The sequence below is a fragment of the Paraburkholderia dilworthii genome, from assembly GCF_000472525.1.
Lineage (GTDB): Bacteria > Pseudomonadota > Gammaproteobacteria > Burkholderiales > Burkholderiaceae > Paraburkholderia > Paraburkholderia dilworthii.
Genome location: NZ_AWZT01000007.1, coordinates 50,856 through 63,449, shown reverse-complemented (window position 1 = coordinate 63,449; position 12,594 = coordinate 50,856). Strand labels below are relative to the sequence as shown.

Genomic DNA, 12,594 nt, shown 5'->3' with positions numbered 1-12,594 from the left:
GAAAAAGGATCGCGCCTTGAAACAGTCACATGAAACCATAGCCGAGCGGCCGATACAGGTGCGCGGCTGCCGGGTCTCTGCGCCCATTCAGCAACCGTGGGGCGGCGCTTGCCGGATCGTCGAGTGGATCGACAGGACGGGACAGATTTCGCGCCGCGTCGTAGCGGGCGACGCAACCGCCGCCGAGGTGCGCGCGACGATCAATCGTCACGTGGAAGGCCGCAAGCATTTGCTCTACGACGATGAAAAGACGCCGCGGCAGACGTTGCCGCGGCAGACGCCGGCGCGGCGGTGAGGCCGAAGGCGCGGGCGCGAGGCGTTTAAGCGAGGCGGGCTTCGATTGCCTTCGGTTGCGCTTCAGTCGGTCGCCGGTCAGGCTTTCGGGCGTAGGTCGCTCCGATCTTCGAATTCGTCTGTGAGTTCATCCGGCTCGTCATGATCTTCATGCGCTTGCGGATTGAACAACGGATGCCGCGCGGCTTCCGCCACCGTCAGCACCGGCGAGACGCAGCAATCCAGCGGTTCCAGCAACGCGACCCAATCATCGAGCCCACGCGTGCCGATGAGGTCCGCAAGCTCCTGCGTGAGCGCGGCCGCGTCCGGCCCACCGATCGCTTGGCCGAGACTCCAGTGGCGCGTCGCCCACTCGGGTCGGTCGAGCGCCATGCACAAGCTTTCCCAGAACTTCAGTTCCAGCGCGCCGACCGCGAGCCAGCGGCCGTCGAGCGTCCGGTACAGGTTGTAGCACGGCACGCCGCCATTCAGCAGACCGGCGCCCGCCGCCGTTTCTTCCGCTGGGTTTTGCGCCGCGTTTGCAGCGTTGTTTCGCGCCGTGCTTCCATTGGCGTTAGCGAGCGCGACTTGCGCGACCACGTTGTGCGCATGGGTGGCGTGTGTCATCGAAACGTCGACGAAACGGCCTTCGCCGCCGCGCGATACATGCCATAGCGCGGCGAGGATTTGTGTGACCGCACTGAGCGCGCCGCCGAGCAGGTCGGCGATCTGGAAATTCGGCACGATTGGCGTGCCGTCGCGGCTCGTCAGTTGATCGAGAACACCCGCGTAGCCGATGTAGTTCAGATCGTGCCCGGCGTAATCGGCAAACGGACCGCGTGCGCCGTAGCCGCTGATCGCGCAATACACGAGCCGCGGATTGGCCGCGCGCAGCGTCGCATAGCCCACGCCGAGCCGGTCCATCACACCCGGCCGGAAGCTTTCGATCAATACGTCCGCTTCGGCGGCGAGTGCGCGCAGCACATGACGTCCCGCTTCCGATTTCAGGTCGAGGCGCGTCTCGCGTTTGCCGCGATTGACGAGCCGGTAGAACGCGCCAGGCCGTCCGGCCACGCGGTCGCTCGACGACTGCATCATCGTGCGGGTCGGGTCGCCCGCACCGGGCGCTTCGATCTTCAGCACTTCGGCGCCGAGTTCGGCAAGCCGCAACGCGGCGACCGGGCCGGGCAACAGGCGCGTGAGGTCGAGCACGCGCAAGCCGGTTAGCGGAGGCGGCGCGGCTTCCGCCGCCGAAGAGCCGGCGGAAGAAACCGAAGATGCAGCGGAAGACATCGCAGATGACAAAGCCAACCTCTCGTCGATGCCGGCGCGGATCGCAAACAGCGTCCCGCTAGCCGATTTGTTCGAGTTCCTCGTGTGTCTCGAGCCATTCGGCTTCGAGTGCTTCAAGGCGCGCGTTCACATCTGCCTGACGGCGGATTGCGTCCGTCAGTTTGCTCTTCTGAGCCGGCTCGTAGCTGGCCGGATCGGCGACGAACGCATCGAGCGTCGCTTTCTCCGCGTTGAGCGCGTCCATTTCCTTCTCGATCTTCGTAATGCGGCTTTGCAACGGCTTCTTCAGATGCGCGAGCTTCTGACGCGTTTCCGCTTCCAGCCGGCGCTGTTCCTTGCGATTGACGCCGCCGTCCGCGCCATTCTCCGCGCCGTTCGAAGCATTGCCTGCCTTCAATGCCGCACGCTGCTCGGCCGCATGCTGCAGTAGCCAGTCGCGGTAATCGTCGAGATCGCCGTCGAACTCCTGCAACCGGTGCTTCGCGACCAGCATGAATTGATCGGTCGTGGCGCGCAGCAAATGCCGGTCGTGCGACACGAGAATCAGCGTGCCTTCGAACTGCGCGAGCGCCACGGTCAACGCGTGACGCGTTTCGAGATCCAGGTGGTTAGTCGGCTCGTCGAGCAGCAGCAGATTCGGCTTTTGCCAGATGATCAGCGCGAGCGCGAGCCGCGCCTTTTCCCCGCCGGAGAATGGCGCGATTTTCGACGTCGCCATTTCGCCGGAAAAATTAAAGCTGCCGAGAAAGTCGCGCAATTCCTGTTCGCGCGTGTCCGGTGCGAGGCGCGCGAGGTGCTGCAAAGGCGTGTCGTCAGCGCGTAGCGTTTCGAGCTGATGCTGCGCGAAATAACCGATACGCAGGCCCTTGCCTTCACGCACGTGGCCGCCGAGCGGCGCGAGCGTGCCGGCCAGCGTCTTGATCAGCGTGGACTTGCCCTGGCCGTTGGCGCCAAGCAGACCGATGCGCTGGCCGTTCTGGATAGACAGCGTCACGCGCTCGACGATCGGAATCTCGACGCCTTCCTCGCTGTGATAACCGCAGCGCACGTCTTCCATCACCATCATCGGATTGGGCGCGGAATCGGGCGTGCGGAATTCGAAGGTGAACGGCGATGCGGCGTGCGCCGGCGCGATCAGTTCCATCTTTTCCAGCGCCTTCACGCGGCTTTGCGCCTGGCGGGCCTTGGTGGCCTGTGCCTTGAAGCGGTTGATATAGCTCTGCAAATGCTCGACCGTGCGCTGCTGTTTTTCGTACGCGCTCTGTTGCAGCGCGATCTGCTGCGCGCGCAGCACTTCGAATTGCGAGTAATTGCCGCCGTAACGTTTGATCTGCTGCTGTTCCAGATGCAGCGTGACGTTGCAGACGGAATCGAGAAATTCGCGGTCGTGCGAGATCACGACGAGTGTGCCCGGATAACGGTGCAGCCAGTCTTCGAGCCAGATGATCGCATCGAGGTCCAGGTGGTTGGTGGGTTCGTCGAGCAGCAGCAGGTCCGAACGGCACATCAGCGCCTGCGCCAGATTCAGCCGCATGCGCCAGCCGCCCGAGAAACTGCTGACCGGCTCGCGGGTCTGGTCGAGCGTGAAACCGAGACCGAGCAGCAACGCTTCGGCCCGGGCGGGAGCGGTGTAGCCGTCGGCGTCCGCAAAGGCTGCATGCGCTTCGCCTTCGGCTGCGCCGTCGTGCGCGGCGGAGGCGGCGGCGATGCGTTCTTCGATGGCGCGCAACGCGGCGTCGCCGTCGAGCGTATAGGCGAGGGCGGTTTTGTCCGCAGCGGGCGTTTCCTGGGCGACGTGCGCGATCTGCCACGTGGGCGGGATCGAGAAATCGCCGCCGTCCGCGTGCAGTTCGCCGAGCAGCACGGCGAAGAGCGTCGACTTGCCCGCGCCGTTCGCGCCCACGAGGCCCGCCTTTTCGCCGGGATTGAGGGTGAACGTGGTGTTGTCGAAAAGCGGCTTGGTGCCGCGCGCGAGGCTGAACTGGTTAAAGCGGATCACGAAGAGGCCGGCTTGAGAAAAACGCTATTTTAGACTGCCGGGGATGACACCGGGCGCTCAGCCGGCATCGGCCATTCGGCCGACTGTAATCGCCGCGCTTTTGGCATAGACTGACGGCTTTCGTGGGGAGTGCAGATGACATCGATTTATTCTTTTTCGGCCCGCACGCTAGGCGGCGACGAAGTTAGCCTCGGGCAGTACGAAGGCAAGGTCTTGCTGATCGTCAATACGGCAAGCGAATGCGGATTCACGCCGCAGTATGCAGGCTTGCAGAAGCTCTATGACACCTATGCGGCGCGCGGGCTCGCGGTGCTGGGCTTTCCATGCAATCAGTTCGGCAAGCAGGAGCCGGGCGACGCCGCGCAAATTGGCAGCTTCTGTGAAAAAAACTACGGCGTGACTTTCCCGATGTTCGACAAGGTGGATGTGAACGGCGCTAACGCGCATCCGCTGTTCCGTTATCTGACGGGCGAGGCGCCTGGCCTCCTGGGCCTCGAAGCAATCAAGTGGAACTTCACGAAGTTTCTGATCGGCCGCGACGGCAACGTGGTCAAGCGCTATGCGCCTTTGACCAAGCCTGAGGCGATTGTCGAGGACATCCAAAAACTGCTGTAACGCGGCGGCGCGCGTTAGGGTGCTTCATTACGGTGCTTCAAAGAATCGGCGAAAACAGTCGAGCCACATGCATCAGCACGCGCCGCAATGCGCTCGCCTTGCGATACTCGTTGCGGTCTATCTCGCGCGATTGCGCGAAGTCGGCGAGCAGCATCGCCTCGACTTCTTTAGCGAAATCGTGGTCGACGGTCATCACCATGATCTCGAAGTTCAGGCGGAACGAGCGGTTGTCGAGGTTCGCGCTGCCCACCGCCGCGGCGATGCAGTCGATCAACACGACCTTCTGGTGCAGGAAGCCCGGCTGGTAGCGAAAGATGCGAATACCCGCGCGCAGTGAATCGTACGCATATAGTTTCGAGGCTTCGAACACCACCACATGATCGCGCCGGCTCGGAATCAGAATGCGCACATCCACGCCGCGCAGCGCCGCGAGCCGCATCGCTGAGAACACGGCTTCGTCGGGCACGAGGTAGGGAGTCGTAATCCAGATGCGCTCGCGCGCCGCGTTGATCGCTTCGACGAAAAAGAGCGAGCAGGTTTCCTGCTTGTCGGCTGGGCCGCTCGGCACGACGAGGCAGTGCATGTCGTAGCCCGTCGACTGATGCGCCAGGTTTGCCGGCTGCGCCTGGCCGAGCGGCTCGGCTGCATCGGACGGCGGCATCGGCGGTAGATCGAGTTGCGGCAACTGCTGCGTCGCCCAGTACCAGTCTTCGGTGAACACGAACTGGATGCTGGCGACCGCGGGTCCGCGCACTTCGATATGTGTGTCGCGCCACGGCGAGAGCGGCGGCTTGCCGCCCAGATACTCCACGCCGACATTGTGCCCGCCGACGAATGCGCGTTCGCCGTCGACGGAAACAATCTTGCGGTGGTTGCGAAAGTTCAGTTGCAGCCGGTTGACGAACAGGCGATTGGTGGCGAACGGATGCGTCTCCACCCCACCCGCGCGCAGCGACGCGACGTAGCGGTGCGGCAGGTCGAAGCTGCCGATGCTGTCGTACAGGAAATAGACTCGCACGCCTTGCTGCGCTTTCGCTATCAGCGCCTCCTTGAACATCTCGCCGAGCGCATCGTCGCGCACGATGAAGAACTGGACGATCACGTAGTGCCGGGCGTTCTCGATGGCCTCGAAAATTGCCTCGAATGTTGCAGCGCCGTTCACCAGTGTGCGCACGGAATTACCGGGCAGAAACGGCATGCCGCCGAGACGCGTGAGCGAGTGCACGAGCCTGCCGCCAAGTGCGTGCGCAGGCAGTCGTGACGACGAAGCCAGCTTGTCCCACTCGGGAGGATGCGCGTGCGCGCGCAGCAATTCGTTTTCGACGCGACGCGCGTCGGCGTAGCCGGCGAATTTACTGCGTCCGAGAAAAAGATAGGGGACGAGCGTGAAATACGGCATCGCGACCAGCGACACAGCCCATGCAATTGCGCCTTGCGACGTGCGGGTGTTGAGAATCGCGTGACACGCCGCGACCACGCCGAGTATGTGGGCGAGGGCCACCAGCGTGCCGACGTGAAGCAGGTCGAATTGCATAGGCGGGCGAAGGAGTGGGCGAAGCGCTGTACCGGCTCGCTGGGCGAACACGGGCAGCTAAGGAGCTAACGGCGCTCATCTTACCGAAGGCGCGCGGGTTGGGGGCGGGTTGCGTCGAGCTCGTGTTGCGTGGCGGTGATATTTGCGAGAGTCTCGCGCTGCATGCAGTGGCCGGCGAGCCCGCCGCACGCGCACGCCGCACGCCGCACGCCGCAATGGCTTCGCGTGCGGCCTGATGCCGAAACGGCCATCCGGCCGCATGAGACCACAGCCAGCGTTTTGCATCGCGTCGCAATGAGTGCTGAAGCGCCCACTGTGACCGACTGCGCAGTCAGCAGCCGAAGCACCCACTGCGACCGACAGCTAAAGCCTCGACTGCGGTCGATAGGCTGACGGTTTCACACCGGCAGGTCCGCGGCCTGGATCAGGAACACGTTATCGTCGCCGGCGCTGGTCGACAGCCATACGAGGTTCAGGCCGCCGAACGCCGCTTCGACATGCTGGCGCTCGTTGCCGATCTCGATCACGAGCACGCCGTCGTCGGTGAGCCAGTTACGTGCGTGCGCAATGATCCGTCGCACGATGTCCATGCCGTCGGCGCCGCCCGCGAGCGCCATTTCCGGCTCGTGCTTATATTCGGCGGGCAGCTCCTGCATCGACGTGGCGTTCACGTAAGGCGGATTGCTGATGATCACGTCGTAGCGCCGTTCCGCGAGCGGCGCATACAGGTTGCCTTCGAAAAGCGCGATGCGCTCTTCGAGCTTGTAGTCGGCCACGTTGCGCGCGGCGACTTCGAGAGCAGGCCCGGACAGATCGACCGCGTCGATGTCGGCATTCGGAAACGCGTGCGCCGCAAGAATCGCGAGGCAGCCCGAGCCCGTGCATAGTTCGAGTACGGCGCCGACTTGCTCGGGATCTTCGACATAAGGTTGCAGCCCGTCTTGCAGCAGCTCGCCGATGAACGAACGCGGCACGATCGCGCGTTCGTCGACATAAAAGCGAAAGCCGTGCATCCACGCTTCCTGCGTGATGTACGCAGCCGGCACGCGCTCTGTGGCGCGGCGCTCGATCACGTTGAGCACCGCGTCGATCTCGGCCGGGCTCAGGCGCGCGTCCATGAACGGGTCGAGCAGGTCGAGCGGCAGATGCAGCGTGTGCAGTACCAGATAGGCGGCTTCGTCATATGCATTGGCCGAGCCGTGACCGAACGAGAGCTCCGCCTGGTTAAAGCGCGACACCGCGAAACGCAGCAGATCGCGGACGGTGGAAAAGGGCAGCGTCATCGCAAGAGTCCTTGGATATTTCTGGGTTAAGCGATCAATTGTTCGAGCACGCGGCGGTACACGTTCTTGAGCGGCTCGATGTGTGCGACTTCGATATGTTCGTCGATCTTGTGAATGCTGGCATTCAGCGGGCCGAACTCGACCACCTGTTGGCAGATCCGCGCGATGAAGCGGCCGTCCGACGTGCCGCCGGTGGTCGACAGTTCAGTGCTTATTCCGGTTTCGTCCTTGATTGCCCTCGCGAGCGCGTTCGACAGATCGCCGTGCGGCGTGAGGAACGGCAAGCCGCTCACGGTCCATTGCAGGTCGTAGTCGAGGCCATGCCGGTCGAGGATCGCGTGCACGCGTTGCTGCAAACCTTCCACAGTGCTGGCTGTGGAGAAGCGGAAGTTGAACATCACGTCCGCATGGCCCGGGATCACGTTGGTGGCGCCGGTGCCGCTGTGAATGTTGGACACCTGCCACGTGGTGGGCGGGAAGTATTCGTTGCCGTCGTCCCAGCGTTCGGCGACGAGATCCGCCAGCGCGGGCGCGAGCCGATGCACCGGATTTTTCGCCAGATGCGGATAGGCGATATGGCCTTGCACGCCCTTGACCACCAGCTTGCCCGACATCGAGCCGCGCCGGCCGTTTTTCACGGTGTCGCCGAATTGCGCACTGGAAGTCGGTTCGCCGACGATGCAGTAGTCCATGCGCTCGCCGCGCGCTTGCAGCGCTTCGACCACTTTGACGGTGCCGTCCGTAGCGGGGCCTTCTTCGTCGCTGGTAATCAGAAACGCGATCGAGCCGCGATGCCGCGGGTGCGCCGCGACGAATTCCTCGCTCGCGACCACGAAGCCGGCGATCGAGGTTTTCATGTCGGCTGCGCCGCGGCCGTACAGCTTGCCGTCGCGATGCGTCGGCTCGAACGGCGCCGACCGCCATTGCTCGAGCGGGCCGGTGGGCACGACATCCGTATGGCCGGCAAACGCGAGCAGCTTGCCCGCGCGGCCGTCGACGCCGCGTTTGACGGCCCACAGGTTGGTCACGCCGTTCGATTCAATGGTCTCGTGCTCGAAGCCGAGCGCGGATAGGCGTTCGATCAGGAGGCGCTGGCAATGCTGGTCGTCGGGCGTGACGGAGGCGCGCGCGATCAGTTGTTCGGTAAGGGCGAGGGTGCCGGACATGGATTCAATACAAGCCACTTTAGAATGAAAAAATGCCGGCTGGCGGTGACGCACCGCAGCCGGCAACAGCTTTGACGCAACTCGGCGAGTCCGCGCTCAGCAACACGACGCTGCGGCTGAACAACCGGCGCAGTGCCTGAGCGCCGAGCAGCGCGCTATCGCAACCGCGCAGTGCTCACGCAAACGTCGCCGCACTCCCAGCGCGCATGCAAACGTCGGCAAACATAGCCGCGCTTACGCGAACAGCGCCGCATATTCGTCGGGCGAAAAACCGAGCGACTTGACCCGCCCGTTGATCACCAGCACAGGCCGCTTGATCACCGACGGCTTGTGGATCATCAACGCGATCGCGCCGGGCTGTGTGTCCGCCGCCGCCTTCATGTCGTCCGACAGGCCGCGCCATGTGGTGCCGCGACGGTTCAGCAACGCGTCGAGCTTGACGTCCTTCAGCCAGTCCTGCACGAGCGGCTCGGTCACGCCGGCCTTCTTGAAGTCGTGAAACTCGAACTCGACGCCGTGCTCTTCGAGCCACACGCGCGCTTTCTTCACGGTGTCGCAGTTCGGAATACCGTAGACGACGGTTTTGGTGCCGCGCGCCATCAGTCGCCTCGCAGCAGCTCGTTCAGGCCGACCTTCGCGCGCGTCCTGGCGTCGACCTTCTTGACGATCACGGCGCAGTAGAGGCTGTGCGAGCCGTCCTTTGACGGCAGGTTGCCCGCCACCACGACCGAGCCGGCCGGAATGCGGCCATACGTGACTTCGCCGGTTTCGCGGTCGTAGATCTTGGTGCTCTGGCCGAGATACACGCCCATCGAAATAACCGAATTTTCTTCGACGATGACGCCTTCCACTACTTCCGAACGCGCGCCGATAAAGCAGTTGTCTTCGATGATGACCGGGTTCGCCTGGAGCGGCTCCAGCACGCCGCCGATGCCCACGCCGCCCGACAGGTGCACGTTCTTGCCGATCTGCGCGCAGGAACCGACGGTGGCCCACGTATCGACCATCGTGCCTTCATCCACGTAAGCGCCGATGTTGGTGTACGACGGCATCAGCACGACATTCTTCGCGATGAACGAGCCGCGGCGCGCGATGGCCGGCGGCACGACGCGAAAACCGCCGGCGGCGAAGTCTTCAGCGGTATAGCTGGCAAACTTCGAGGGCACCTTGTCGTAAAACTGGCTGTAGCCGCCCGCCGGCATCGGCGCGTTGTCTTCGAGGCGGAACGACAGCAGCACGGCTTTCTTCAGCCATTGATTGACGACCCAGTCGCCGTCCTTCTTTTCGGCGACGCGCAGCGCGCCCTTATCCAGTTGCTCGATGGCGCGGGCGACGGCTTCGCGCACGTCGGCAGGGGCGGCCTTGGGCGACAGTTCTGCGCGGTTTTCCCAGGCGGTGTCGATGATTTGCTGAAGTTGTTGCGACATATGCGTGCTTTCTGAAGAGTTGAAGTCTGAAGAAGGGAGGCGGTGCGCAAGGCGTTCGCCGGGAAAACGGAACAGGAACAATCAGCGGCAAGCCCGGCGACGAATCTCGCGACGGGCCTGGCTACGAACCGGGTAACCAGCCCGATAACCAGCGCGGCAAGAAACTCAACCCGCGAGCCCGCGGCAAAAATCGACGATTCGTTGCGCGCCCTGCGTGCATTCGTCGACATCGGCGACGAGCGCGAGGCGCACGAAATTGCGGCCGGGGTTCACGCCGTGCGCGGTGCGCGCGAGAAACGAACCCGGCAGAACCGTCACATTATAGTCGGCGTAAAGACGCTGGGCGAACTCCGTGTCCGTGAGGCCGGTGCGCGAGACGTCGGCCCACAGATAGAAAGCGGCGTCGGGCAGGCGCACATCGAGCACCGCGGCGAGCATCGGCGTGACGGTGGAAAACTTTTGCACGTACTTCGCGCGGTTCTCGCGCACGTGCGCTTCGTCGTTCCAGGCCGCGATGCTCGCGCTTTGAAACACCGTCGACAAGGCCGCGCCGTGGTACGTCCGGTACAGCAGGAAGTCCTTGAGGATCGAGGCGTCGCCGGCGACAAAGCCCGAGCGCATGCCAGGCACGTTCGAGCGCTTCGACAGGCTCGACAGCATGACGAGCCGCTCATAGCCGCGGCCTAGCTTGTGCGCGGCTTCGAGGCCGCCGAGCGGCGGGTTGGCTTCGTCGAAATAGATCTCGGAGTAGCACTCGTCGGAGGCGATCACGAAGCCATGACGGTCCGACAGCGCGAAGAGTTCGCGCCAGTCTTCGAGCGTCAGCACCGCGCCGGTCGGATTGCCCGGCGAGCAGACGTATAGCAGGTGCGTGCGGGCCCAGATGTCGGCCGGCACCGCCGAGTAATCGCACGCGAAGTTGCGCGCCGGGTCGCTATTGACGAAGTACGGCTGTGCGCCCGCGAGAATCGCCGCACCTTCGTAGATTTGGTAGAACGGGTTCGGACAGAGTACGATCGCAGGCTCGCCTTTCGCATTGCGCTTCGGGTCGATCACCGTTTGCGCTAGGGCAAACAGTGCCTCGCGCGAGCCCGACACCGGCAGCACTTCGGTGGCAGGATTCACCGGTGGCAAGCTGTAGCGCTGCGTGACCCACTTGGCGATCGACTCGCGCAACGGCAGCGAGCCTACCGTGGCCGGATACGCGGAGAGACCGCCGAGCGAGGCGATCACGGCGTCGGTTATCAGCGCGGGTGTTGGATGTTTCGGCTCGCCGATGCCGAAGCTGATATGCGCGAGGCCGGCAGCCGGCGTGACGTCTTTGAAAAGCGCGCGCAGCTTTTCGAACGGATAGGGCTGAAGGGAGTCGAGTAGCGGATTCACTGGGCGGATCGGGCCTGATCGAAGAGGGCGCGGAAAGATGTACGGCGGCGCATGCGCTGGGCCGCGCCGCGCCGTGCAAAAGGCGGCAGGGCGGCAGCGGCGGCGAGCAGAGGATTATAGCGTGACGCGCCGGGGCTGGCGGCTGCGGCGCGTCGGAGGTGTCCTTGATGCAGTGGCTGAAGCGCGCCGCGCAACCAAAATTTCGACGAACAGACGAGCCGCCACCGTAAAGAGGCCACACCGCGAAGCAGCGTCGCGGGACATTGGAGCCAACGGGCGCAACGAGGCGTTAGCCACGCGTGAACCAGGCATCAACCCGGCAGCATTAACCGCCAGGCCGCGCAGACAATGCGCCGCAGCGGAAACGACGCGGACCCTGAAAGGCCCGCGCAGAAACAACGCAGGAACAGCAATGTACGCAGCAATCCACGATACGTCCGCACAACGAGGGCACGAAAACGCCGCAGTCCGCGGCACGAGCAGCACCGCGAACCGCATCGCCCGCAGCACCGTCTCGCGGAGCCCGTCGCCATGACCAACTGGCTTCGCACAGGCTGGCCGACGCTCGCGATCATGCTGGGCGCCTCGGTGTGGGGAATGATCTGGTATCCGCTGCGTATGCTCGCATCGCTCGGCGTGACCGGCACGGCCGCGAGCGCGCTGACGAGCGGCGCCGGTTGCCTCTTCGTGCTGCTGGTGCGCCATCGGGCGGTGAAGACCGTGCGCTGGCACTGGCTGCTGCCGGCGCTCGCGCTCGCCGCGGGCATCACGAATCTTGGCTTCGTGTGGGGATCGATCCACGGCCAGGTGATGCGCGTGCTTCTGCTCTTCTATCTGACGCCCGCATGGACCGCGCTCTTCGCGCACTTCATCCTGCATGAACGGCTGACGTGGGCGGGCGCGGGTCTCGCCGCGCTGTCGCTCGCCGGCGCGATGACGATGCTGTGGTCGCCGCAGCTCGGCATCCCGCTGCCGGGCAACCTCGCCGAATGGGCGGGCCTCGCGGGCGGCATGGGCTTCGCGATGAGCAACGTGCTGATCCTGAAGACAAGCCGTGTGTTACCGCAGATGAAACCGGAGATGCGCACCGCGACCATCTTCGGCGGTGCGGCGATTTTCGGCGCGTGCGCGTCGCTGTTCGAAGCGATGCCCGCGCCGCCCACGGGCGCTCATCTCGGCACCGCCGCCTGGCTGGTGCTGGGCCTCGGTTTTCTGCTCGCGTCGAACAACATGCTCGTGCAATACGGCCTGTCGCGCGTGCCGGCCAACCGGGCGTCGATCATCATGCTGTTCGAACTCGTGGTCACGACCATGTCCGCGTGGCTCTTCGCCGGCGAGACGCCCGGCCCACGCGAATGGGCGGGCGGCGCGTGCATCGTGCTTGCGTCGGCGCTCTCGAGCTGGATGCATCGGACGAAAACAATGCCGCCCGATCCCGCCAATCAGGACCCGGGCGCCGCGACTGCGTGCGAGGCGGACATCGACAAGCGCGACGACCCTAAGGACGGCAAGAAGCGCACACGCGCGATGGTATGATTGCCCCTCATTAGCTGGCGCATGCGTGACGCGCATGCAGCCGGCGCCCAAATCCCGAGGGCTGGCAAGGCGCGCGGGGCCGTAT

Annotated in this window: 11 protein-coding genes; 3 read left to right on the top strand and 8 right to left on the bottom strand. The window is 64.3% G+C overall.

Annotation, left to right across the window (positions count from 1 at the left end):
• Positions 1-16 precede the first annotated feature (16 nt).
• A complete protein-coding gene (locus tag F759_RS0108905; protein ID WP_027799538.1) occupies positions 17-295 on the top strand; it encodes a DUF2866 domain-containing protein in 279 nt (92 codons plus the stop codon).
• A gap of 77 nt (positions 296-372) precedes the next feature.
• Here F759_RS0108905 and F759_RS37485 read toward each other — a convergent pair whose 3' ends face one another.
• Positions 373-1,485 (bottom strand): CaiB/BaiF CoA transferase family protein, encoded by a 1,113-nt coding sequence (locus F759_RS37485; protein WP_036023967.1) that lies wholly within the window; start codon positions 1,483-1,485, stop codon positions 373-375.
• A 139-nt stretch (positions 1,486-1,624) separates the two neighbouring features.
• Positions 1,625-3,565 (bottom strand): ATP-binding cassette domain-containing protein, encoded by a 1,941-nt coding sequence (locus F759_RS0108895; protein WP_027799537.1) that lies wholly within the window; start codon positions 3,563-3,565, stop codon positions 1,625-1,627.
• Between the two features lie 135 nt (positions 3,566-3,700).
• On the opposite strand from F759_RS0108895, the gene F759_RS0108890 reads away from it, so the two are divergent.
• On the top strand, positions 3,701-4,180 hold the full coding sequence (locus F759_RS0108890; RefSeq protein WP_027799536.1) for a glutathione peroxidase: 480 nt from the start codon (positions 3,701-3,703) through the stop codon (positions 4,178-4,180).
• A 37-nt stretch (positions 4,181-4,217) separates the two neighbouring features.
• Here F759_RS0108890 and cls read toward each other — a convergent pair whose 3' ends face one another.
• From cls to dapC, 6 genes are all read right to left on the bottom strand, one after another.
• Positions 4,218-5,714, bottom strand: coding sequence for a cardiolipin synthase (cls, locus tag F759_RS0108885; RefSeq protein ID WP_027799535.1), 1,497 nt, complete (start codon positions 5,712-5,714; stop codon positions 4,218-4,220).
• A gap of 398 nt (positions 5,715-6,112) precedes the next feature.
• Positions 6,113-6,997: a 50S ribosomal protein L3 N(5)-glutamine methyltransferase gene (gene prmB, locus F759_RS0108875; RefSeq protein WP_027799534.1), complete on the bottom strand. Its 885-nt coding sequence runs from the start codon at positions 6,995-6,997 to the stop codon at positions 6,113-6,115.
• Positions 6,998-7,023: 26 nt separating this feature from the next.
• Positions 7,024-8,163 (bottom strand): succinyl-diaminopimelate desuccinylase, encoded by a 1,140-nt coding sequence (dapE, locus tag F759_RS0108870; protein ID WP_027799533.1) that lies wholly within the window; start codon positions 8,161-8,163, stop codon positions 7,024-7,026.
• Positions 8,164-8,397: 234 nt separating this feature from the next.
• Entirely contained in the window at positions 8,398-8,763 is a 366-nt protein-coding gene (locus F759_RS0108860) for an ArsC family reductase (RefSeq protein ID WP_027799532.1), read from the bottom strand.
• The gene (gene dapD, locus F759_RS0108855) at positions 8,763-9,590 is read right to left on the bottom strand and encodes a 2,3,4,5-tetrahydropyridine-2,6-dicarboxylate N-succinyltransferase (RefSeq protein WP_027799531.1); all 828 of its coding nucleotides are present in this window, start codon (positions 9,588-9,590) and stop codon (positions 8,763-8,765) included. Before dapD ends, F759_RS0108860 begins: the two co-directional genes overlap by 1 nt.
• Before the next feature lie 165 nt (positions 9,591-9,755).
• On the bottom strand, positions 9,756-10,973 hold the full coding sequence (gene dapC / locus F759_RS0108850; protein ID WP_027799530.1) for a succinyldiaminopimelate transaminase: 1,218 nt from the start codon (positions 10,971-10,973) through the stop codon (positions 9,756-9,758).
• A gap of 531 nt (positions 10,974-11,504) precedes the next feature.
• Here dapC and F759_RS0108845 point away from each other — a divergent pair.
• Positions 11,505-12,509, top strand: coding sequence for a DMT family transporter (locus F759_RS0108845; RefSeq protein WP_027799529.1), 1,005 nt, complete (start codon positions 11,505-11,507; stop codon positions 12,507-12,509).
• Positions 12,510-12,594: the final 85 nt, after the last annotated feature.

Bases quoted from the DNA above. Each gene is read 5' to 3' on its own strand.
- prmB (WP_027799534.1), bottom strand. From the start codon at position 6,997: ATGACGCTGCCCTTTTCCACCGTCCGCGATCTGCTGCGTTTCGCGGTG.
- F759_RS0108890 (WP_027799536.1), top strand. From the start codon at position 3,701: ATGACATCGATTTATTCTTTTTCGGCCCGCACGCTAGGCGGCGACGAA.
- dapD (WP_027799531.1), bottom strand. From the start codon at position 9,590: ATGTCGCAACAACTTCAGCAAATCATCGACACCGCCTGGGAAAACCGC.
- F759_RS0108860 (WP_027799532.1), bottom strand. From the start codon at position 8,763: ATGGCGCGCGGCACCAAAACCGTCGTCTACGGTATTCCGAACTGCGAC.
- dapE (WP_027799533.1), bottom strand. From the start codon at position 8,163: ATGTCCGGCACCCTCGCCCTTACCGAACAACTGATCGCGCGCGCCTCC.
- cls (WP_027799535.1), bottom strand. From the start codon at position 5,714: ATGCAATTCGACCTGCTTCACGTCGGCACGCTGGTGGCCCTCGCCCAC.
- F759_RS0108845 (WP_027799529.1), top strand. From the start codon at position 11,505: ATGACCAACTGGCTTCGCACAGGCTGGCCGACGCTCGCGATCATGCTG.